The organism is Opitutia bacterium, assembly GCA_016217545.1.
Lineage (GTDB): Bacteria > Verrucomicrobiota > Verrucomicrobiia > Opitutales > Opitutaceae > Didemnitutus.
In genome coordinates this window covers 275,689-299,096 of record JACRHT010000003.1, presented here as the reverse complement: position 1 = coordinate 299,096, position 23,408 = coordinate 275,689, and the positions used below count along the sequence as shown (strand labels likewise).

The 23,408-nt window shown below is 68.1% G+C and carries 11 protein-coding genes and 1 tRNA gene; 10 read left to right on the top strand and 2 right to left on the bottom strand.

What is annotated here, in order from left to right:
• The first annotated feature begins 9 nt into the window (after window positions 1–9).
• The 5 genes from HZA32_03780 (at window position 10) to HZA32_03760 (ending at window position 13,346) form a co-directional block, all read left to right on the top strand.
• A tRNA-Leu gene (locus tag HZA32_03780) sits at window positions 10–94 on the top strand.
• Window positions 95–218: 124 nt separating this feature from the next.
• Entirely contained in the window at window positions 219–2,108 is a 1,890-nt protein-coding gene (locus HZA32_03775; GenBank protein ID MBI5423179.1) for a tetratricopeptide repeat protein, read from the top strand.
• 142 nt (window positions 2,109–2,250) lie between these two features.
• Window positions 2,251–10,185, top strand: coding sequence for a hypothetical protein (locus HZA32_03770; protein ID MBI5423178.1), 7,935 nt, complete (start codon window positions 2,251–2,253; stop codon window positions 10,183–10,185).
• A gap of 71 nt (window positions 10,186–10,256) precedes the next feature.
• Window positions 10,257–10,826, top strand: a complete 570-nt coding sequence (locus tag HZA32_03765; protein ID MBI5423177.1) for a sigma-70 family RNA polymerase sigma factor — start codon at window positions 10,257–10,259, stop codon at window positions 10,824–10,826.
• A 3-nt stretch (window positions 10,827–10,829) separates the two neighbouring features.
• Complete coding sequence (locus HZA32_03760) at window positions 10,830–13,346, top strand: serine/threonine protein kinase (GenBank protein ID MBI5423176.1); 2,517 nt, start codon at window positions 10,830–10,832, stop codon at window positions 13,344–13,346.
• A 16-nt stretch (window positions 13,347–13,362) separates the two neighbouring features.
• Here HZA32_03760 and HZA32_03755 read toward each other — a convergent pair whose 3' ends face one another.
• Both HZA32_03755 and HZA32_03750 read right to left on the bottom strand, forming a co-directional pair.
• Window positions 13,363–14,688 carry a thymidine phosphorylase gene (locus tag HZA32_03755; protein ID MBI5423175.1) on the bottom strand — a complete coding sequence of 442 codons (1,326 nt, stop codon included), beginning with the start codon at window positions 14,686–14,688 and terminating at the stop codon, window positions 13,363–13,365.
• Between the two features lie 128 nt (window positions 14,689–14,816).
• Window positions 14,817–15,350, bottom strand: a complete 534-nt coding sequence (locus HZA32_03750) for a hypothetical protein (GenBank protein ID MBI5423174.1) — start codon at window positions 15,348–15,350, stop codon at window positions 14,817–14,819.
• Window positions 15,351–15,476: 126 nt separating this feature from the next.
• Between HZA32_03750 and hrpA the strand changes: the two genes are divergently transcribed.
• The 5 genes from hrpA (at window position 15,477) to HZA32_03725 (ending at window position 23,374) form a co-directional block, all read left to right on the top strand.
• A complete protein-coding gene (gene hrpA / locus HZA32_03745; GenBank protein ID MBI5423173.1) occupies window positions 15,477–19,649 on the top strand; it encodes an ATP-dependent RNA helicase HrpA in 4,173 nt (1,390 codons plus the stop codon).
• 81 nt (window positions 19,650–19,730) lie between these two features.
• A complete protein-coding gene (locus HZA32_03740; protein ID MBI5423172.1) occupies window positions 19,731–20,174 on the top strand; it encodes a CBS domain-containing protein in 444 nt (147 codons plus the stop codon).
• The gene (locus tag HZA32_03735) at window positions 20,171–20,647 is read left to right on the top strand and encodes a hypothetical protein (protein ID MBI5423171.1); all 477 of its coding nucleotides are present in this window, start codon (window positions 20,171–20,173) and stop codon (window positions 20,645–20,647) included. Before HZA32_03740 ends, HZA32_03735 begins: the two co-directional genes overlap by 4 nt.
• An 82-nt stretch (window positions 20,648–20,729) precedes the next feature.
• Entirely contained in the window at window positions 20,730–22,529 is a 1,800-nt protein-coding gene (locus HZA32_03730; protein MBI5423170.1) for a response regulator, read from the top strand.
• Window positions 22,530–22,585: 56 nt separating this feature from the next.
• Window positions 22,586–23,374, top strand: a complete 789-nt coding sequence (locus tag HZA32_03725) for a dienelactone hydrolase family protein (protein MBI5423169.1) — start codon at window positions 22,586–22,588, stop codon at window positions 23,372–23,374.
• The last annotated feature ends 34 nt before the right edge of the window (window positions 23,375–23,408 follow it).

Below are 23,408 nucleotides of genomic sequence, written 5' to 3'. Positions count from 1 at the left end.
TTCCTCTCCGCTCAGGTGGTGGAACTGGTAGACACGCAGGTCTCAGAAGCCTGTGCTTAACCGCATGGGGGTTCGAGTCCCCCCCTGAGCACCAAGTTTCCTTCGCGAGGCGAAAGAAACTTGCCCGCTGAAGCCTCGGCGAAGGCGGACCTCGAAGACCCCAACCGTTGAGCCCAGGCCCTAAAACCGCTCCCGCGTTGACCGCGACTTTTTCACGATTGCTCGACCGTCCCTGGCTTGCCGGCGCATTGCTCGTGCTCCTCGCCGCCACCGCCTACCTCAACAGTTTTCGCGGTCAGTTCCTGTTCGATGACCAAGCTTCGCTGGTCGACAACCCGGCGTTGCAGCACTTCTCCACGGCCATGCTGCCGCCGGCCGACGGCGGCCTCACGCTCAGCGGGCGCCCACTGCTCGCGTTGAGTTTCGCGCTGAATCGCGGCCTCAGTGGCGTCGAGCCGTGGAGTTATCACCTTTTCAACCTCGCGATCCACCTCGCCAACGGCCTGCTGCTCGCGGCCATCGTCCGTCGCACGCTCCGGCAGCGCTCGCTCGCGCCGCGCTGGTCGGCCGACGCCTCGCTCGTCGCGTTCATCGCGGCGGCGCTGTGGCTGCTGCATCCACTGCAGACGGAATCGGTCACCTACGTCGTGCAGCGTGCGGAGTCGTTGGTCGCCCTGTTTTTTCTGACGGCGTGGCTTTCTCTCATCCGCGCGCACGAGGAACCGGCGCGGCGCCGTTGGCCGATCGCGGCCGTCGTCGCGTGTCTCGCGGGCATGGCGTCGAAGGAAGTCATGGCCACCGCGCCGCTGGTGCTCGCGCTCTACGACCGCCTGTTCCTTGCCGGCTCGTGGCGCGCCGTCTGGACGCAGCGCGGCCGACTGCATCTGGCGCTCGCGGGCACGTGGTTGCTGCTCGGCGCGCTGGTGCTCTCGACGGCGGGCCGCGGTGGCACCGCGGGTTTTGGCACGGCGGTTTCGGTGCGCGACTATGCGCTCACGCAATTGCCAGCGATCACGCATTACCTGCGGCTCTTTGTCTGGCCGCACCCGCTCGTGCTCGATTACGGCACGCCGCTCGTGACCGACTGGGCGCGCGTGCTGCCTGCTGCGGTTCTCGTGCTAGGACTCCTTGCAGCGTCCGCCTGGGCGGTCCGGCGCGGGCAGGCGTGGGGCTTCGCGGTGGGGTTCTTCTTCACGGTGCTCGCGCCGAGTTCGAGCGTTGTGCCAATTGCGACGCAGACGATGGCAGAACATCGCACCTATCTGCCGCTCGCCGGACTTTGCGTATTGGTCGCGGCCGCGGGCGTGACTTGGCTGCGAGCGCGTGTGTGGTTCGTGTTTGCGCCGCTCGTGCTCGCGCTCGGCGTGTCGACGTGGCTGCGCAACGACCTCTACGCCTCACGCACGGCCATGTATGAACAGATCGTCGCGCAGCGTCCCGGCAACGCCCGCGCCATGGCCTTGCTCGGCGATTACTACCTGCGCGACGGCAACGTCGACGCGGCGCAACGCTGGCTGGAGCGATCCGTCGCGCTCGAGCCGGTGCCCGAGGCCTTGAACAACCTTGGCAACGTCCAGCAGGCGCGCGGTGATTTCGCGGCGGCGCGCGCGTTGTTCGAGCGCGCACTCGTCGCGCGTCCGGGTGACGCGACCACGCTTTCGAATCTCGGCAACGCGCTCCTCGCGGAGGGCCGCGTCGACGAGGCCATCGCGCGCTTCGAGGCGGCGTTGCGCGCGCGGCCTGATTTCGCCGGTGCACTCTACAATCTCGCCAACACGCTCGCGCAGGCGGGCCGCTTCACCGAGGCGGCCGCGCGTTACGAGCGTCTGCTCGCGCTCACGCCGGCTGACGCCGAGGCCCGCGCCAATTTTAGCGCTGTGCTCGCCGCGCTCGACCGTCACGACGCCGCTCTGGCGCAAATCCGCGAGGCCGTGCACCTGCGCCCCGACCATGCGGGACTCCGCAATGCCTGCGGCGTGACGCTCGCTCGCGTCGGCCGGGTGGGGGAGGCGTTGGCCGAGTTCGAGGCCGCCGTCCGGCTCGCGCCGGACAACGCCGACTATGCGCGCAATGCCGCGCTGGCCCGCGAGCAACTCCGAGCACGTTAATCGATCTACTACGGGCTACGATGATGCGCGGGCGCCGCGCGCCGTTGCGCCTTAGCCGATTGGTCAGCCTGTAAGGCGTTCGTAAAATGCAAGCGACTGGCCCGTTTGCGGGGAGGATTCCGTTAGGTCCGTTTAGCCAAACATGAATCCGATCTCCCTCCTGCGAACTTTCCTGCCTGTCGCGTTGCTCGCCGTCGCGACTGCGCTTTTCGGCGTGCCCGCCGCCCATGCGGCCCGGCCGGTGATTTACTCGTTCAACCAATCCGGTAGCACCACGATCAATCTCGGCGAGAGTGTCTCGCTGAATTGGTCCGTCTCGAACGGCGCCCAGGTCTCGATCTCGCCGGATGTGGGCCCGATCACGGGCTCCGAGGCCACGGTGACGCCGAGCGCGACCACCACGTATACGCTGACCGCGACGAATGCGTCCGGCAGCGTTTCCAAGACCAAGAAGATCACTGTCATCGTCCCGCCGACCGTCAACACGCTCACGGCGAAGCCCTCGCCCGTTCTTCCCGGCACCGCCGTGACGCTCGCTTGGACGGGCACCGGAGCCAACTACTACACCGTCACCACCGACTCCGGCGCGAACCTCGGCAACGTTTTCGGCACCAGCACCAAGGTCTATCCGCAGGCCAGCACCACTTACACCGTCACCGCGGTCAACACCGCTGGCACCGGTGCGCGCTCGATTCCCGTCGTCGTCGTTCCTCCCGGTCCCAAGCCCACCATCTCGTCCTTCGCCGCCGCTCCCGCGACCATCTTTGCCGGCCAAAGCACCACGTTGAACTGGTCCGTCAGCGGCGCCGATTCCGTTTCGATCTCTCCGAATCTCGGCACGGTGACCGGCACGACCGCCACGGTCACCCCGGCCGCCACGACCACCTACACGCTCACCGCCAAGAATCTCAACGGCAGCGTCACCAAGAAGACCACGGTCACCGTCACCGTCGCTCCGCCGACGATCGATAGCTTCACCGCGACTCCGCCCGCCATCGTGGCCGGCCAAAGCAGCACGCTCGCCTGGTCGGTTTCCGGCGCCGCTTCGCTTTCCATCTCCCCCGGCGTCGGTGCCGTCACCGGCTCCAGCGTCCCGGTGAGCCCGACCGCCAGCACCGTCTATACGCTCACCGCCACGAATACCGGCGGCTCCGTTACCAAAACCGTTTCGCTCGCCGTTTCGCAGCCGGTGCCGCCGCCCACGATCAACTCGTTCGCCGCGCAACCCGCCACCATCACCGAAGGTCAGTCGACCACGCTCGTCTGGGCCGTCGACGGCGCCGCTGAAATCTCCGTCGCCGCCAACGTCGGCGCGAGCCCCGGCGTCGTCACGGGCAACAGCGTCCCGGTGACCCCGGCGCAATCGACCACCTACACCCTCACCGCTCGCAACGAGTCCGGCGTCGTCACGCGCACAGCCTCGGTCACCGTCAATCCGCCGGCGCCCACGATCGCGAGCTTCGCCGCCGCCCCGGTCACGATTTTCCCCGGCCAGAGCAGCCAGCTGAGCTGGTCGGTCAACGGCAGCGCCACGCTGACGCTCGCGCCGGACATCGGCGCCGTGTCGGGCGACACGCGCAGCGTTTCGCCGCAAGCCACGACCACCTACACGCTGACGGCCGCCAATGCCGGCGGCCAGGACAGCAAGAGCGTCACCGTCAACGTGAGCGCTCCGGTCGTCGGTTCCTTCACCGCGGAGCCGACGGTCATCGTCACCGGCGGTTCCACGACGCTCGCTTGGGCCGTCGACGGCGCCAGCGAAGTCGCCATCGCCGCCGATGTCGGCGCGAGCCCCGGCGTCGTCACGGGCAACAGCCGCTCCGTCTCGCCGACGCAGAACACCGTCTACACGCTCACCGCGACCAACGCCGCCGGCGCCGTCACGCGCACTGTCTCCGTCGCCGTGAAGCCGCCCGCGCCGACCATCAGCTCCTTCGCTGTTGAGCCCGCCACGATCGACCAAGGTGGCACCGCCACTCTCTCGTGGGTCACCAACGGCGCGACCACCGTCACCATCGCCACCGACGTCGGCAACGCCCCCGGCGTCGTCACTGGCAACTCCTTCGACGTCCATCCGTCGGCGACGACCAACTACCTCCTCACCGCCACGAACGAGACGAGCTCCGTCACCGCGAGCGTGAAAATCACCGTGCGAGATCCGGCCCCGGTGATCCGCTCCTTCGCCGTCGCGCCCAACTCCATCACCGTCGGCGAAACCGCGCACCTCATCTGGGATGTCAGCGGCGCCGCCACGATCTCCGTCGTGGCCGATGTCGGCCAGAGCCCCGGCCCCCTCACCGGTAACACCGGCTCGATCGACGTCTCTCCCGCCGTCACGACCAACTACACCATGACGGCGACGAGCCCCGGCGGCGTCGTTTCGCACAGCAACACCCAGCTCACCGTCAAGCCCGCGACGCCCGCGCCGGCGATCACCTCTTTCACCGCCGATCCGGCCACGATCGTTCGCGGCTCCTCCACCACGCTGACTTGGAACGTCACCGGCGCCGACACGCTCTCGGTTTCGCCCGGCATCGGCGCGGTCACCGGCACGTCCGTGCCCGCCAGCCCCACGGCGACGACCACCTACACGATCACGGCGACCAACACGGGCGGCAGCGTCACGAAGGATGTCGTCGTCACCGTCACCGATCCCGTTCCGGTGACCGTGCAGATCAATCCCGCGGCCGTCCAACTCAACACCAGCGCCACGCAGGCTTTCAGCGCCTCCGTGACCGGCAGCCAGAACCAAGTCGTGCTGTGGAGCGTCGTGGAAACGGGCGGCGGCTCGATCAACAGCGCCGGCCTCTACATCGCTCCGGCGATTGCGGGCACCTATCACGTCCGCGCGGTTGCCCTCGCCGATTCGAACGCCACCGCCGAAGCCACCGTCACGGTCAAGGCCCCGGTCGTCACGCCGCCGGTCAATCCCCCGGGCGACGGCTCGCACTCCGTCCGTCTCATGAGCCCGAACGCCGGCCAACAGTTCCTCGCGCCCGGCTCGATCCGCGTCTTCGTATCCGCGGAGGACATCAATAACTGGCCCGACCGCCACCGCGCCGCGTCCGTCGAGATCATGGTGGACGACGTCGTCCAAGCCACGATCCCCGGCTCCCAGTCTGAGTTCTGGGTTTACAAGACCAACCTCTCCGGCCTCCCCGCCGGCGAACACCGCGTCTGGGCGCGCGGCCACTTCATCGACGGCAAGGTCTTCGACAGCGCCGTCGTGTCCATCACCGTCGCCGAGCCGCCGGCTTACGCGCAGGTGATCAATCTCACCGAAAACGTCGTGCTCACCGGCGCGGCCAACTACGAGCTCGTCGGCTCGCCGTCCGCTCGCGTTCGCCTCAACGGCAATGGCTTCACCATCAGCTCGAGCGATTCGTGGACCGGCCGCCTCACGCTGAAGAACGTCGACGTCACCAACCTCGGCGTGCTCCTCGATCCGACGCCCGGCATCAAGGTCACCACGACCTCCGCCATCGACATCGAGAACTGCGTCTTCGATGCGACCAACTCGCTCGACCTCACGGCCAACGGCTCCGCCACCGCCGTCCTCCGTGCGAACGACTTCCGCTCGAACATGTATATGAACGTCGCTCAGTTCCCGATCAACCTCACGAACGGTCCCGACGCGACGAACCCCGTCATCCGCCTCCTCGGCAGCTCGACTGCGCAACACTTCTTCCAAGGCAACAACGTCGGCCTCTCCACCATCGAGGTGAAGAACGCCCGCAACTGGCTCATCGGCGGTTCGACCGACGCCGACACCAACGTCCTCATCGGACCGCGCGTCGGTATTTCCCTCGAAGGCGGCAGCGGCATCCAAGTCCGCCGCAACCTCTCCGAGCAGCTCTACTTTGGCGGTTGGAGCCAGGGCAATAACTTCGAGATGAACAGCGGCGCCGACCTCGTCGTCGAACACAACCTCGTCAGCGGCGGCTCCTGGCCCGTGCGCGGCACCGGCGGCATCTTCCGCTACAACCTCGTGCTGAACGCCGACGAAGATTGGCTCTGGATCAGCCAGAGCAACGCGCAGGTCCACCACAACGTCTTCGCCGAAGGCTTCAACAGCCGCGCGGGCGTGTTCATCGTCTACGCTCCGCAAGGCGTGCAGTTCACCAACAACACGCTCGACGGCTTCGGCGTGAGCCAGAACCAGATCCCGCTCCTCGCCGAGGACGGCGCGACCAGCGCCATCGCGTCGAACGTCTTCTACCGCTTCCACGGCAACCCGATCGTCAGCATCAAGCCGACCGCGACCGTCAACGCGAACTACAACCTGTTCTACAACCCCGGCGTATCCTCGCTCCGCAACTACGACGACAGCCGCCACCCGGCGCAGGACGTCGGCGACGTCAACGCCCAGGTCGATCCGCTCTTCGCGACGCCCACGCCGCCGAGCTACAGCTCGATCGATCGCGGCCTCGTCTGGAACCGCACCCTCACGCTCCAGCAAATCCTCGCGACCTACCGCAACTACTACACGCCGACCGCCGGCAGCCCGCTCATTGACGCTGGCGATCCGACGAGCGGCGCAGGCAACGACATCGGCGCCGTCGGCGTCGGTGCGGCCAACGCCGCCGACCAGTTCGGCCTCCCCGATGGCGGCGCGCCGACCAGCGTCACCGTCTCGGTTTCGCCGACCACGAAATCCCTTAGCACCGGCGCCACCGCGACCTTCGCCGCGACCGTCTTCGGCAGCACGAACCAATCCGTCACTTGGAGCGTCGTGGAAAACGCCGGCGGCTCGATCACGAGCTCCGGTGTCTACACCGCGCCCGCCGTCGCCGGCACCTATCACGTGAAGGCCGTCTCCGCCGCTGACGCCACCGCGTCGGCCCAAGCGACGATCACCGTCTCCGCCGCCACCGCGCCGGCCCCGACGATCGGCTCCTTCACCGCCACGCCGAGCACCATCCAGCCCGGTGGCACGGCCACGCTGGCGTGGACCGTCACCGGCGCCGACAGCGTGACGATTTCGCCCGACATCGGCGCCGTCACCGGCACCTCGCGCAATGTCTCACCGGCGGCAACCACGACCTACACGCTCACTGCCACCAACACCGCCGGTAGCGTCACGCGCACGGCCACCGTCACGGTCAGCACTTCCACCGGCCCGTCGATCGACACCTTCACCGCCTCGTCCGACAGCATCGAGGCCGGCGAAGCCGTCACGCTCGCCTGGACCACCACGAAGATGGGCAGCCTGTGGATGTCCGCCGACGCCGGCGGCGACCCCGGCTCCGTCCCGGCCAACGGCACGCTCGTCGTTCGCCCGCAGACCACGACTCGCTACTCCGTCTCCGGTTGGAACGGCGAAACCAACACCACGATCTTCAAATCGCTCACCGTGCGCGTCGGTCCGCCGCCGACCCCGACGATCAGCTCCTTCGCCGCCTCGCCGGAGACGATCGCGATCGGCTCCTCCACGACGCTGAACTGGTCCGTCGCCAACGCCGACAAGGTCACCATCGCCGCCGATGTCGGCGCGAGCCCCGGCATCGTCACCGGCAACAGCTACACCGTCACGCCGGCCACCACCACGACCTACACCATCACGGCCTCGCTCGGCAGCTCCAGCGCCACCGCCACGACGACGGTGACTGTCACCGGTCCGACGGCTCCGGTCATCGGTTCCTTCTACGCGCAGCCGGCCTTCATCCAGGCGGGCGCCAATTCCACGCTCAAGTGGTCGGTCTCCGGCGCGGATCGCATCAGCATCTCGCCCGACATCGGCGAAGTCACGGGCAACAGCTACACCGTCTCACCGAGCGCCACCACCACCTACACGCTGAGCGCGACCAACGAGATCGGCACCAGCACGCGCTCCACGGTCGTCACGATCTACGTGCCCGGCACCGGCAACGTCTCGCACCCGCGCATCTGGGTGACGCCCGCTTCGCTCGCCGCTCTCGTGGCGCGCGCGCAGGCCAACGATCCCGCCTGGATTCGCCTCCGCAACGCCTGCGACACCTACGTCACTTGGCGCGTCGCCTATCCTGACGAGCCCAACGCCAGCGACACCATCTGCGGCGGCTACCAATACTACGATTACATGCAGCCGTCCTTCGAGCTCGCGCTCGGCTACATGGTCGCCAAGACCGTCGATCCGGTCCGCGCCGCGCGCTACGCCGCCAAGGAGCGCGAGGTGCTCCTCGCCCTCTCCGACCCGATCCACCACGGACGCTCGCTGATCGACTCCGGCTGGGCGATCCGCGCCTACGTGCCCGCGCTCGCGATCGGTTACGACTGGATCTTCGAGACCCTCACCGATTCCGACCGCGCGCAGATCTACACCGAGATCAACCGCTGGATCGCCGACTACGAGTCCGGCGGCTTCGGCCGCTCCTTCCCGCAAGGCAACTACTTCGCCGGTTACTACTCGGCCAAGGCCCTCGGCGCCCTCGCCACCGAAGGCGAGAATCCCCAAGGCCCCGCCATGTGGAACGACTGGCTCACTCGCGTGCACTTCAACTTCGTGCAACCCTTCCACCAGCAGTGGCTCAGTGGCGGCTCCGCTCCCGACGGCTGGGGCTACGGCAAGGGTGAGACCCTCGCTATGCTCCGCCCGCTCGCGGCCGCCTTCACCGCCAAGGGCCTCGATCTCATCCACGACGCCGAGCACCCGCACGGTTATCCCGACGGCAACGTCAAGTGGGTCACCCAGTTCACCTGGCCCGACATGAAGACCGTCTCCGATCGTGGCCTCATCTACGACGGCGACAACTTCACCTCCACCGACGCCACCTGGGCCACCGAATACACCGGCCTCCTCCGTCTCTCCAACGGCGACAACACTCCGATGGCGCAGCGCTACACGCTCGACCTCCGCAGCCAGCAAGGCGTGAACAGCATCCAGCCTTGGGCCGACTTCCTGTTCTTCGACAACACCGCGCCCACCGCCGCCTACCGCACCGCGCTCAGCTACGCCACGCCCGGCGCCGGCGAAGTCGCCATGCGCAGCTCGTGGGCCAGCGACGCCGTGTGGGCCTCGTTCCAAGCCGGCCCCTACACCGGCTACGACCAGTCGGCCGAGGAACACTTCGACCAAGGCGGCCTCGCCATCCAGCGCGGCGGCGTGCAGTTCGTCGTCAACGCTTGGGGCGCGCTCCTGCGCAACACCCCCGGCACCTCCGACGGCGCCGGCAGCGTCTTCACCAACATCTACAACGAGGTCTACGACCGCTCGCCCGTCGACGGCGTCCCCGGCGCGCGCCGCATCTTCAACACCTACTACGCGGCCCGCACCGGCGGCTACTACGGCCAAGGCGCTTCCGGCCCCGGCGAAACCGCCACCACGCTCTCGCGCTTCGAGGAAGGCACCGACTACGTCCTCATGCGCGGCGCCAATCTCGAGGGGATGTATTTCAGCGATCACCCCATCGATCTCTGGACTCGCACCGTCGTCTACCTGCGTCCGCAACTCTTCGTCGTGCACGACCGCACTGCGGTGAACAACGCCGCCACCGACAACTGGATGGCGTGGCACGTCGCCGCCGCTCCCACCGAGCAGACCGCCGCCGCCGGCACGCACCGCTTCGACGTCCTCGACACTCGCGCCGCTTTCGGGGGTAACCTCTTCCGCGGCCGCGTGACCACCGTGCTGCCCGCCGGCCACGTCGTGAACACCGTCGACCTGTTCAACTACCACAAGGTCTACCGCCTCGAAGTCCGCCCCGGCACGCCCGCCGCGACCAACACCTGGCTCACCGTGCTCGACGCCTCTGCGTCCGCCGCGCAAGCCGGCAACGTCACCGCGCTCACCGCCGCCGCGGGCAACCTCAGCACGGCCGCCGCCGAGGGCACCATCATCCACAACGCCGCCGGCAACTACGCCGTGCTCTTCAGCAAGAGCGCCGCGCCCATCGCCGGCAGCTTCACCCTCACGGTCCCGACCGAGGACACCTACGTCCTCGTGGCCGACCTCGCGCCCAGCACCGGCTACACCGTCACCGCTGCCGTCGCCAACGGCTCCACCGTCATCACCATCGCCCCCGGCGGCAGCGTGATGACCACGGGCCAAGGCACGCTCAAGGTCGACGTCACGGCCGCGGGCGTCGTCACGGGATTGTAACCCCAAGGGGCCTTTCGGCTAACCCCGGCCGCCTTGCTTGGCGGTCGGGGTTTGTCTGTTTTGCCCAACGAATGTCGGAACTCACTCAAGTGCTGCGCGCCGCGCAGGAGCAGGACCCGCAAGGTGCGGCGCAGCTCCTTCCGTTGATGTATGAGGAACTCCGCCACGCTGCCGCCCTGAAGCTCGCCAAACAACCCGGCGGCCAGACTCTCCAACCCACCGCGCTCGTGCACGAAGCTTTCCTCAAGCTCCTCGCTGATCCGACCCGCACGTGGGAGAACCGTCGCCACTTCTTCGCCTCCGCGTCCGAGACCATGCGGCACATCCTCGTCGACCGCGCGCGCCGCAAGGCCGCGGTCCGCCACGGCGGCAAACTCGTGCGCGTCGATCTCGACGCCATCCAGGTCGCCGCCGACGCCACCGAGGAAAGCGTGCTCGCGCTCAACGACGCCCTCGAGCGCCTCGCCGTGCTCGACCCCGACGCCGCCGAGCTCGTGCGCCTGCGTTTCTTCGGCGGATTCACCTTCACGCAAGCCGCCGAATTGCTCGGCATCTCCGAACGCACCGCCAAGCGCACCTGGGCCTACGCCCGTGCCTGGTTGTTCGAGAAGATCCGGGCGAGCGAAACGCCGGCGCCCTGAATCATGCCCAATCGCGAACGGCAGATCTTCGACGAGGCCCTGGAACTGCCGGCGGCCGAGCGCGCGGATTTCCTCGCGCGCGCCTGCGGCGACGACCTCGCGCTGCGCGCGCGCGTCGAGTCCCTGCTCACCGCGGCGGACGCGGCCGGCGGGTTCCTCAGCGGCGACGAGGCCGAGATCGGCGAACGCGTCGGCACGCGCATCGGCCCCTACACGCTCGTGGAGAAGATCGGCGAAGGCGGCTTCGGCGTCGTCTACCGCGCCGAGCAAGAGCAGCCGATGCGACGCAGCGTGGCGTTGAAAATCCTGAAGCTCGGCATGGACACCCGGGCGGTGATCGCGCGCTTCCAAGCGGAGCGGCAGGCGCTCGCGCTGATGAGCCATCCCAACATCGCCCGCGTGCTCGACGGCGGCGCGACCCCGGCGGGCCGCCCCTATTTCGTGATGGAACTCGTCGGCGGCCGACCGATCACGACTTTTTGCCGCGAAGAACGGATCGGATTGCGCGCCCGGCTCGGGATTTTCCTGCAGGTCTGCCGCGCCGTGCAACACGCGCATCAGAAGGGCGTCATCCATCGCGACCTGAAACCCTCGAACATGCTCGTCGGCCGCGAGGGCGAGCACTTCACCACGAAGGTGATCGACTTCGGCATCGCCAAGGCCGTGCGCGCCGACGGCGACCCGCGCACGCAATATACCCGGCTCAACCTCTTCGTCGGCACGCCGGCCTACATGAGCCCGGAGCAACTCGCCGGCGCGAGCGGCGACGTCGACACGCGCAGCGACGTCTTCGCCCTCGGCGCGGTCCTCTACGAATTGCTCGTGGGCGTGCCGCCGTTCGATGCGACGCTGGAGCGCGACGGGAGCACGCCGCCCCTGCAAAACCTGCTGCGCCGCCCGGATCCGCTCGCGCCATCCGTGCGCCTGCGCGCGTTCGATGCCGCCGAGCGCGAACGCCGCGCCGCGGAACGCGCGCAGACTGCCGCCCGCCTCGTGGCCGACCTCAAGGGAGACCTCGATCAGATCGTGCTCAAGTGCCTCGATGCCGATCGCAACCGCCGCTACGACAGCGCCGAGGACCTTGCGCGCGATGTGGAAAATTACCTGCGCGACGAACCCGTCACCGCGCGCCCCGCCACGCTGAGCTACCGCTGCCGGAAATTCGTCCGTCGCAACACCGCCGCCGTGGCGGTGACCGCGACCGCGGTCCTCGCCCTCGCCGGCGTCGTCGGTTTCTACACCTTCCGCCTCGCCCGCGAGCGCGACCTCGCCGAGCGCGCCAGCAAGCGCTCCGCCGCCGTCAGCGAGTTGCTCATGCTCCAACTCAGCTCCAACGACCCGCAAAAAATCTTCGGGCCGAAGGAACGGGACGAGGCCCTCGCGAGCGTGCAGCGCGACTTCGCCGACGACCCGGCGATGCAGGTCGAGATCCTCGGCACCACCGCGCGCACCATCATGCGCGGCGGAAAGCGCAGCGAGGCCGAGGCCCTGTTGCAACGCGCCCTGCAAGCCGCGCGCGATCTGCCGACTCCCACCGTGGCGCTCGCGCGGGCGCTCGAGGATTTGGCGGTCATCTACCGCGGACGCGGCGACTTCATGCGCGCCGTCGCGTGCCTCGAGCGCGCTGTGAAAATTGATCGGCAGCTCCCCGGCACAGATGGCATGGACAACCTCGCGTCCACCTACTTGGAGCTCGGCCGCAACTACATGGCGCTCGAGCAGGTCGAGCGTGCCGAGGTGAACTTCCGCCGCGCGCTCGAACTGCGTCATGCGCAATTCGGCGCGGAGCACGGCCAGATTTCGACCGTCCTCGGCGACATCGCCGATGTCGAGTGGCATCTCGGCCAGCTCATCGAGGCCGAGCGCGATCTTCGCCTCGCCTCCGACATGTTCCGCCGCCTCGTCACCGCGGAGCACCCGAATATTGCGGCGAGTTATGTGGCGCTTGGTCGGGTCCACGTCGACATGGGCGATATCGCCGGTGCGGAGAAATTCTTCCAGGACGCCATCACGCTCTACACTCGCCTGCTTGGTCCGAAGGACTGGCGCGTCGCCTCCGCGCGCGGCCGCCTCGGCGCCGCGTGGTGCCATGCCGGGCGGCTCGACGCCGCCGAACGCGAGTTGCGCACCGCGCTCGCGCTCATGAGCGAGGATCCCACCAACAACCCGACGCACATCGCCGTCACCCAACTCGAGCTGGCCCGCGTGCTCCTGGTCCGTGGCGGCATGGCCGCCGAGGCCGAAAAATTCCTCCGTTCCGCGGTCGAGATCCAGCGCCACCGCTACCCGCCGGAGGGCTGGCGGGTCCTGAGCACGCAAAGCCTGCTCGCCGAGGCGCTCCTCCAGCAGCAGCGCTGGGCCGAAGCCGAGCCGCTGCTCCTCGCCGCGCACGCGGTGCTGCCCGACATCGCCGGCCCGCGCGGTTGGGAGACCAAGGCGACGCGCGAGCGGTTGGTCCGGCTTTACCAAGGCATGGGCAAGCCGGAACTCGCCGCACGCTACGCGGCGAGGTCGCAATAGTCCGGTCTGCGACGGATCAGGAAATCAAATCCTGCACCAACGGCTCCTGCATCGGAGCGCTCGGGGCGAACTTGATGCCCTCGCGGATGAGCGCCTCGGCGCGCGCGGCCTTCTCGTCGTCGTTCACGTGCAACGTGCAGAGACGCGTGCCGGGCGCGACCGGTTCGCCGATCTTGATCAGATCCGCGATGCCCACGGCGTGGTCGACCTTGTCGGTCACCGCCGCGCGTCCGCCGCCGAGCGCCATGATGGCGTGGCCGCACTTGAGCGCGTCGACTTCGCTGACGAAGCCGCTCGCGCCGGCCGGCGCGGCGACGGCGTAGATGCGCTTCGCCGTCGGGAGAATCGTGTAGTCGTCGACCACGCGCGGGTCGCCGCCTTGGGCGACGCACATTTCGCGGAATTTCTGGAGCGCGCTGCCGTCGGCGATGGCTGCTTCCATTTTCTTTTGCGCGTCGGCTTCGTCCTTCGCGACGCCGGCGAGGATGAGCATGTGGCCGGTGAGCGCGTAGGTGACCTCCATGAGATCGGCCGGGCCGCGGCCCTTCAGGCACTCGACCGATTCGATGACTTCGGTCGTGTGACCGGCGCAGCGGCCGAGCGGCTGGTTCATCGCGGTGAGCAGCGCACGGACGGGTTTTCCGCCGGCCTTGCCGGTGCCGACCATCGCGCGGGCGAGCGCGAGCGCGTCGTCCTTTTTCTTCATGAACGCGCCCTTGCCGAACTTCACGTCGAGCACGAGCGAGTCGATGCCTTCGGCGAGTTTCTTCGACATGATGCTCGCGCAAATCAGCGGGATGCACTCGACGGTGCCGGTGACGTCGCGGAGCGAGTAGAGTTTGCGGTCAGCGGGGACGACTTTCGGGGTCTGGCCGATCATGGCCATGCCGACTTTTTGGAGAATGGCGCGGAATTCCGGCACATCGAGCTGCACGCGGAAGCCGGGGATCGCCTCGAGTTTGTCGAGCGTGCCGCCGGTGTGGCCGAGACCGCGGCCGGACATCATCGGCACGAGCACGCCGCACGCGGCGGCGAGCGGGGCGAGGATGAGCGAGACCTTGTCGCCGACGCCGCCGGTCGAGTGCTTGTCGACCTTGGCGGCGGGGAAATCGCGGAGATCGATCACGTCGCCGGAACGCATCATGGCGTCGGTCAGCCAGGCGGTTTCCTGCGGCGTCATGCCGCGCAGGAAAATCGCCATCAGCAGCGCCGTGGCTTGGTAGTCGGCGAACTGGCCGTTCACCACGCCAGCGGCGAAGAATTCGATCTCTTCTTTGGTCAGCGCGGCACCGTCGCGCTTTTTGATGATGATGTCTTGGGGGAAGAACGCAGCCTTGCTCATGGGGCGGGCAGTGAACCGCAGTATGACGCAGTCGTCGAGGGGGTTTTAGCCCGCGTCCGTCCTGCCCTACCACACGCTTCGCCACTTCATCCCGCGATCCTCAGCAGGTGACAATCTCGCCGGAGCGCTCACTTGCCGTGCAGCGCCTCGGCAATCGCGCCGCGATGGCGCCGGTAAAACCACGTGAGGCCGCCTTGGTAGAGCGTGCTCACGAAAATCAACACGGTGCAGACCAGGAAATTCATCGTGCGCAACAGGAGGGCGCGATCGGTGTCGGCGTTGAGGCCGTTCTGCTTCAACTGCTCGTCGATCTGCGTGCGTGCCTCCTCGGGCAGCTCCGCCCAATACGCCATCGCGTTGAAATGCTGCAGCCGCCACAGCGCGTAGGCCGCGATGACGGTATAGAGGCAACCCTGCGCGCCGAGCAGCCACTGCAGGCCGCCGAGGTCGCGATCGCGCAAGCGTTGGTAACCGTGCCATTCCATCCCGCCGGCCACGAGCGCGAGCAGCGAGAACCCGCACATGATCCAATCCTCCTGCGCGCCGCTCACGAGAACGCTCGCGCCCGCGCAGACGAAGACGCCCAACGCGTCCGCGCGCGCGACGCCCAGCACCTTTTCGAGGCGTTGTTCGGGCAGGAGCGGCGGCGTGACGCGGGACATGTGAACCGTCATCGATGGGCGCCGCCGCCATGCGTGCCAAGCGTGTTATTGGTTCGAGGGTGGGTGGGGCGCGTTTTTCGTGCCTCGACGCGGCAACGTTCGCGCTTTCACTCTGTCTCTTCGCGCATGCCGCCGCCACGCCCACAACCGAGCTTCCGCATCGAGTTCCCCCCGGAACTGCCGATCAGCGCGCGCGCGGACGAAATCATCGGCCTGCTGCTGAAACACCAGGTGATCGTGCTCGCCGGCGAAACCGGCTCGGGCAAGACGACGCAGATTCCCAAAATGGTCCTCGCCGCCGGCGGTGGCACGCGCGGCAAGATCGCCTGCACGCAGCCGCGCCGCGTTGCGGCGGCGTCGGTGTCGCGCCGCGTGGCCGAGGAGCTGAACGTCGATTGGGGCAAGGAGGTCGGCTGCAAAATCCGCTTCGCCGACCAGACCTCGTCGCAAACCGTCGTGAAGTTCATGACCGACGGCATGCTGCTCGCCGAGTTGCAGGGCGATCCCGAGCTGCGCGAATACGACGCCATCATCGTCGACGAGGCGCACGAGCGCTCGCTCAACATCGATTTCATCCTCGGCCACCTTCGCCGCCTGCGCCTGCGCCGGCCGGACCTGAAGATCGTGATCACCTCGGCGACGATCGACACGCAGGCGTTTTCCGAGGCGTTTGACGGCGCACCGATCGTCGAAGTGTCGGGGCGCACGTATCCGGTGGAGGTGATTTATGCGCCGCTGGAGGAAATGGCTGTAGCCGGGGCCGATGGCCCCGGGCCGGGGTCGACGCCCTCGGCTACACGGCGCGATCGCGACGAGTTCACCTACATCGACGGTGCGGTCGAGGCGGTCGAGCGCGTGCTGCGCGAGAGCGCGGACGGCGATATCCTCGTGTTTCTCCCGACGGAGCGCGACATCCGCGAAGTCACCGATCAACTCGAAGGGCGCAAGGCGCGACACATCGAGATCGTGCCGCTCTTCGGCCGGTTGACCAACGCCGAGCAGCAACGCGTCTTCGCGCCGACGCAGAAACGGAAAATCGTCGTCGCGACGAACATCGCGGAGACCTCGCTCACCATTCCCGGTATCCGCTTCGTCATCGACACCGGCCTCGCGCGCATCAGCCGCTACGTGCCGCAGAGCCGCACGCGCCGGCTGCCCGTCGAACCGGTGGCGCAGAGCAGCGCCGACCAGCGCAAGGGCCGCTGCGGCCGCGTGAGCAACGGCGTGTGCATCCGCCTCTATTCGGAGCAGGATTTCAACGAGCGCCCGCGTTTCGCGCAGCCGGAAATCCAGCGCAGCAATCTCGCGGACGTCATCCTGCGCATGAAAGCCTTCGGCCTCGGCGACATCGAGGAGTTCCCGTTCCTCAACGCGCCGCCGGCCAAGGGTATTCGCGCCGGTTACGCTTTGCTGCACGAACTCGGCGCGATCGACGAGGCGGGCGTGCTCACCGAGCTCGGGCGCGACCTCGCCCGCCTGCCGGTCGATCCGACGGTCGGCCGCATGGTGCTGCAGGCGCGCGACGAGAAATGCATGGCCGAGGCGCTCATCATCGCCGCCGCGCTGAGCATCCAGGACCCGCGCGAACGGCCGCTCGACGCGCAGCAGAAAGCCGATGCCGCGCACCGGCGGTTCACGCATCCCGATTCGGACTTCCTCACGCTGCTTTCGATCTGGGAGGCGTATCACGACGACTTCGAGACGATGACGCTCGGCAAGCTGCGGAAGTTCTGCACGAGCCATTTCCTGTCGTTCATGCGCATGCGCGAGTGGCGCGACGTCCACGCGCAACTCATCGACACGATCGAGGGCGGCGAGGGCTTCGAGGACACATCGGTCTTCGACGGCGCCGGCGCCGACCCGCGCGATGCCGGCCGTGCGGCGCGGCGCAAGGCGGCGGCCACGCCCGAGTCGGTGCGCGACCTCGTGCCCGGCTCGCCGGGTTACCGCGCGATCCATCGCGCGATTCTCGCGGGCCTGCTCGGCAACATCGCCACGCGACTCGACGACGGCACCTATCACGCGGCCCACGATCGCAAGGTCGCGGTGTTTCCCGGCTCGTCGCTCTTCGAAAGGCCGCAGCGCGAGAAGGTCGTCGCGCCGCGCAAAGAGGGCCCCGCGAAGCCCAAGGTCGCCCGCTGGCTCATGGCGTCCGAGATCATGGAGACGGGCCGCATCTACGCGCGCACTTGCGCGCGCATCGACCCGCTGTGGGCCCTCGACCTCGGCGCGCACCTGCTGCGCGTGTCGCACAGCGAGCCGTTCTGGAGCATCGAGTCCGGCCGCGTGCTCGTGAAGGAGCGCCGCCGGCTCTACAATCTCGAGCTCGACACCCGCTCGGTCGGCTACGGCAAAATCGATCCGAAGCACGCCACGGAGATTTTCATCCGCGAGGGACTTGTCGGCGACACGGTGACGTTCCCGCTCGATTTCATCGCGCACAACCGTCGCATCCGCGAAAAGGCCGAGAGCGTGCTCACGCGCCTGCGCGCGGCGGGTTACATGAACCTCGACGAGGCGGTGTATCGGTTCTACGCCCGGCGCCTGATGCCGGAGGGTAGGGCGAATCCTCCGGATGAGCCGCCGGTCGCGGCGCGACAGGGCGCGGCTCGTCGGGACGACTCGCCCTACCTCGGAATCAGCAGCGTGCCCGAACTCGTCGACTACGTCCGCCACCGGCAGACGACCGAGCCGAAGTTTCTTTTCCTGGGCGAGGACGACCTGAAGCCGCAGATCGAGGAGACGCACGACCACGGCGCGTTCCCGGAGCAGCTCCCGCTCGAGAATCGCGCGCTGCCGCTCAATTACGCCTACAAGCCAGGTCAGGACGACGATGGCGTGACGCTCCGCGTGAACCTCGACGAGGCCGCCGATCTCTCGCCCGCGACGCTCGACTGGGCGGTGCCGGGGCATTTGCGAGAGAAGATCGAATTGATGCTGAAAGCGCTCCCGAAGGAGCAGCGCCGCACGCTGATCCCGCTCGCGGAGACCGCGCAGAAAATCACCGACGAGATCCAACTCATCGCGGCGCGCGCGCCGCAACCGACGCTCGCGCAGGCGCTGGCCGAGGTGCTCACGCAGCGCCTCGGCGTGCGCATCGATCCGCGCGTCTGGGACGCGAGGACGCTGCCCGACCACTTGCGCGTGCGCGTCGAGGTGCTTGACCGGCGCGGTGCGGTGCTCGGGGCGAGCCGCGACCTCGCGGAATTGCAGAGCCAGCTCGGCACGAAGCAGCGCGAGGTCAGCCAGCGCGCGGCGAAAGCCGACAACGCGACGTGGCGCGCCGCGCGGGAGAAGTGGGAGAAACCGCCCGCGGACGGCTGGAAGTTCGGTGACCTGCCCGAGTCGGTCGTCGTGAGCGAGCAGGCCGGCGTGCCGGTGCTCGCTTATCCGGGTTTGCAGGCGGGCGACGCGGGCGTGGCGGTGCGGCTGTTCGCCACTTCCGAGGAGGCGCGCGCGGCGACCCGCGTCGGTCTGCGGCGGTTGCTCGAGACGGCGTTGCGCTATGAACTCGGCTGGCTCGAGAAGGATCTGCGCGACCTGCGGGCGATCGGCACGCTGACGGTGACGCTGGCGCCGTTGGAGAAATTGCAGGCCGATGCGCTGGAATCGATCCGGCGCTGGGTGACGGAGGGCGGACGGGTAGGGGCCGTTGCCCTCAACGGCCCTGCCGCGAGCGAGGCGAAGGCGGTTGGGGGCAACCGCCCCTACCTGACGAAGGAAAATTTCGAGCGCGCCGTCGGCGACGCGAAAGCCGATCTGCGCGGGCTGGTGCCGAAGCTCGTCGACTGGTTGCGTGAAACGCTGACGCTGCGGCTGGCGCTGCAGACGCACAAGACGCCGTATCCGGGCATGGAGGGCGATCTCGGGGCGTTGCTGCCGCCGGATTTCCTGCGCCGCACGCCGTTCGCGCGCGTGAAGGAGCTGCCGCGCTACTTGAAGGGCATGCAGGCGCGCGCCGAGCGCTGGAAACGCGACCCGGCGAAGGACGCTTCGCGGGCGCGCGAGCTGCAGCCGTTCGTTCAGGCCCTGCAGCGGCTCGGCGACAAAGCGGGGGAGTTCCGCTGGTTGGTGGAGGAGTTTCGCGTGAGCCTGTTCGCGCAGGAACTCGGCACGGCGGAGCCGGTTTCCGCCGTGCGTCTCGAAAAGGTGCTGCGCGATCTGGCGGCGGGCAAGGAGGGCGAGGCGGCGGCGGGTGGCGATGCTGCGCCCGCAAAGCCGAAGGTGGCGGTGTCGTTGCCGACCCAAGGCAAGACGGTGTTCAAGAGCTTCGGCGCGCTGGGAAATCTCCCGCGCTGAAGTTCGGTGCTTGAGCGACGGCTTTGAGATTGCCGGTGCAGCGCTGCCCGGTAGCGTCCCGCGCAACCCCACCCCAAACGCATGAATACCTCGATTGCGACTTTGCTGGAACACAAGGGCGCGGCGGTTCGCTCGGTGGCCAGCACGGTTTCCGTATCGGACGCTGTGAAGGAAATGAACCGCCACAAGATCGGCTCGGTGCTCGTCATGGACGGCACGCGCCTCGCCGGCATCTTCACCGAGCGCGACGTGCTCACGCGCGTCGTCGCCGCTGACCTCGACCCGAAATCCACGCCGATCTCCCGCGTGATGACCGCCAACGTCCTGACCATCGCACCGGAAACGACAGTGCAGCAGATGATGGACACGTTCTCGGAGAAGCGTTGCCGCCACATGCCGGTCATCAAGGACGGCGCCATTCTCGGCATCATCTCGATCGGCGATGTCTCGCGCTGGGTCGCGAACTCGCACCGCGCCGAGGCGGAGTCGCTCCGGCAATACATCAGCGGCGGACTCTCGGCGTGAGACGCGGCGCGGGTGGCATCGTTTTCCTGCTGCTGGCCGCGCTGGCGTTGAGCGGTTGCTCGGTGGTGGTGGCCACCGGCGTCGCGGTTGCGACCGTGACGGCGGCGACCGTGAAGACCGCGGGCAAGGTGACCGTCGCGACGGTGACGACGACCGGCAAGGTGGTGTCGTCCGCCGTGACTTCGTCGGGCGATGTCGCGTCGATGTCGATGGAGTCGGCCGCCAAGCTGGCTCGCACCGGCATGGTCGTGGCTGTCGACGCGAGTTCCGGCACGGTGACCGAGCTGCCTTGGCAGGAGGGCATGCGGCTCTACACGACCGCGCAGAGCGGCCGGCTCGGGAAGGCGTATGATGCGGCGACGATTTTTCGCGGGAGCAAACGCATCGCGGCGGACCTGCGCCGCGTGCGCGCGGGCCTCGAGGATCACGAGCTGAAGTCCGGCGACGTCGTGGAATTGCGACGGCGCGCGTAGGATGCGCTCGGATCGGCCTAGGGGATAGAGCTTAGGCATATTCCCTTGCCGCCGCCTCGGGCGAAAAGTGTTCTTGCTGGAGATGGCCGGAGAGAACCAGAGCCCGGCGCCGCTCGAAGCGGCGCGCACGATCGAGTTTCGGGTGGAGGCCGAGCTCACGCGGATGCTGTATCGCTCGGCGGGCTTCGGGCTGTTTTCGAACTTCGTGCTCGCGGCCATCCTGGCGGCGGGCGTCTGGAATTATTTTCCGCCGCGCATCACGGTCACCTGGCTGGCCGCAGTTTTCGCCCTGTCGTGCGTGCGCTTGGCGACGAACGTGGCCTTCGCGCGCAAAGGGCGGGCGGACGGGGAACTCGGGTGGTGGCGCACGGCCTTCGTGGTCGAGCTGGCCTTCGCTGGCGTCGCGTGGGGCGTGGGCGGTTGGTTTTTCATCGTCGCGGACGGCATCGTGCCGCGCTGCCTGGCGGCCTTCATCATCGCGGGCATGAACGCGGGCGCCGCGCGGTCGTTGGCGCCGGTGCGCCCGGCTTACTGGCTCTACGTCGCCACCACGCTCGGGCCGGCGGTGGTGCGCTTCGTCACCGCGGACGAGCCGGGCTCGTGGATGCTCGGGGCGATCACGTTCACTTACGCGCTGTTCCTCCTCAACACCGCGCACCTGCACCACGCGGATCTCGCGAAGCTCTACCGGCTCATCTTCGAGAACGACGAACTCGTCTCGACCCTCAGCGTGGCGAAGCGCCGCGCCGAAGCGGCCAATCAGGCGAAAAGCGAGTTCCTCGCCACGATGAGCCATGAGATCCGCACGCCGATGAACGGCATCCTCGGCATGCTGCAGCTGCTGGGTGAATCGCGGCTGGACGGGGAACAGCGGCAGCACGTCGACGTGGCCAACAAGTCGGCGGACACCCTGCTGCACCTGCTCAACGACATCCTCGACCTTTCGAAAATCGAGAGCGGCAAGCTCGAGTTCGAGGACATCGAGTTCTCGCCGACGGAGGTGGCGGCGGAGGTCGTGGCGTTGTTCGGCACGCGCGCGGACGCCAAGGGCATCGCCATCACGTTCAACGTCGATCCGCGGCTGCCGGCGCACCTGCGCGGCGACGCGATGCGGTTGCGGCAGGTGTTGCTCAACCTGATCGGCAACGCCGTGAAATTCACCGAACGCGGCCGCGTCGATGTGGCGATCGAGGTCGCGAAACTCGAGGGCGGGTTCGCGACGGTGCGCTTCCGCGTGCGCGACACCGGCATCGGCATCGAAGCGGCGCTGCTGCCGCGGTTGTTCGAGAAATTCACGCAGGGCGACAGCTCGATGACCCGCCGCTACGGCGGCTCCGGACTCGGGCTCGCGATCTCGCAGAGCCTCGTGCGCGGCATGGGCGGCGAGATCAAAGTCGAGAGCACGCACGGTCGCGGCAGCGAGTTTTTCTTCGAGCTCACCTGGCCGTTGGCCCATCGCGCGGTCGCGGCGCCGGCCTTGGCAGCGACCGCGGACACGCCGATGCGCTTTGCCGGCCGCGTGCTCGTGGCGGAGGACGATTGGGGCAACCAGAAGGTGATCGCGCTCATGCTGCACCGACTGGGAGTCGAGACGGTGTTGGTCGACAACGGCGCCGATGCCGTCGCGCGCGCCGTGGAAGGCGGCTGGGCGCTCGTCCTGATGGACATGCAGATGCCCGGGATGGACGGCACGGAGGCGACGCGGCTGATCCGCGAGCGTCTTGAGGGCAAGCCGCTGCCGATCATCGCGCTCACGGCCAACGTGCGGCCCGAAGACCGCGATGCCTGTCTCGCCGCGGGAATGAACGATTTCCTGACCAAGCCGGTGCGGCAGGACCAGCTGCGCGCGTGCCTGGCGAGGTGGCTGCCGCCGGTGGTTTGAGCGCGGCCGCGCTGCGCCGCAGTTGCGCGCGGAGGGAGCTTCGCTACGGTGCGCGCATGCACTTCCGCACTCTCCTCGCCACGGCGGCCGTGTTGGCCGCATCCACGCTTCTGACCGCCAAGGTCGTCACGCAGGCCGTCCCCTACGAACACGACGGCGTGAAGCTCGAAGGCTTCCTCGCCTACGACGACGCCAGCACCGCCCCGCGTCCGGGTGTGTTGGTGCTGCCTGAGTGGTGGGGCCTCAACGATTACGCGAAGAGCCGCGCGAAGCAGCTCGCGGAACTCGGCTACGTGGCGTTCGCGGTCGACTATTACGGCGCGGGCGTCACGACGACCGAGGCCAGCCGCGCCAGCGAACTGGCGAAGCCGTTCTACGGCGACGCCAAGAAGTGGGCCGCGCGTGGACGAGCCGGGCTCGAGCAGCTGCTGACGACGGGCAAGGTCGCGCCGGACAAGGTGGCGGCGATCGGTTTCTGCTTCGGCGGATCGGCCGCGCAAGTGCTGGCCTACAGCGGCGCGCCGCTGGCGGGCATCGTGAGTTTCCACGGCACGCCGGTCTCGGCGTGGGAAGGCGCGAGCAATCACGCGAAGATCCTCATGCTGCACGGCGCGGCGGACTTGTTCATCAAGCCGGAGGAGATCGCCGCGTTCGAGAAGGCGGCCGACGCGGGGAAGTTCGACTGGCAGTGGATCTCCTATGCCGGCGCGGTGCACGCCTTCAGCAATCCCGGCGCCGACGAACTCGGGAAGAAGAACAACATCCCCGTGCGCTACAACGAGCCGGCCGCGCGCCGCTCGTGGGAGCACATGAAGCTGTTCTTCGCGGAGCTGTTCGCGAAGTAAGTCGCCGCGACGGAGATTGCGCCGGCGCGCGCGG

Excerpts from the sequence above, each read along its gene's own strand:
- HZA32_03760 (MBI5423176.1), top strand. The coding sequence starts at position 10,830 with ATGCCCAATCGCGAACGGCAGATCTTCGACGAGGCCCTGGAACTGCCG.
- HZA32_03770 (MBI5423178.1), top strand. The coding sequence starts at position 2,251 with ATGAATCCGATCTCCCTCCTGCGAACTTTCCTGCCTGTCGCGTTGCTC.
- HZA32_03755 (MBI5423175.1), bottom strand. The coding sequence starts at position 14,688 with ATGAGCAAGGCTGCGTTCTTCCCCCAAGACATCATCATCAAAAAGCGC.
- HZA32_03730 (MBI5423170.1), top strand. The coding sequence starts at position 20,730 with ATGGCCGGAGAGAACCAGAGCCCGGCGCCGCTCGAAGCGGCGCGCACG.
- HZA32_03725 (MBI5423169.1), top strand. The coding sequence starts at position 22,586 with ATGCACTTCCGCACTCTCCTCGCCACGGCGGCCGTGTTGGCCGCATCC.
- hrpA (MBI5423173.1), top strand. The coding sequence starts at position 15,477 with ATGCCGCCGCCACGCCCACAACCGAGCTTCCGCATCGAGTTCCCCCCG.
- HZA32_03740 (MBI5423172.1), top strand. The coding sequence starts at position 19,731 with ATGAATACCTCGATTGCGACTTTGCTGGAACACAAGGGCGCGGCGGTT.
- HZA32_03750 (MBI5423174.1), bottom strand. The coding sequence starts at position 15,350 with ATGTCCCGCGTCACGCCGCCGCTCCTGCCCGAACAACGCCTCGAAAAG.
- HZA32_03765 (MBI5423177.1), top strand. The coding sequence starts at position 10,257 with ATGTCGGAACTCACTCAAGTGCTGCGCGCCGCGCAGGAGCAGGACCCG.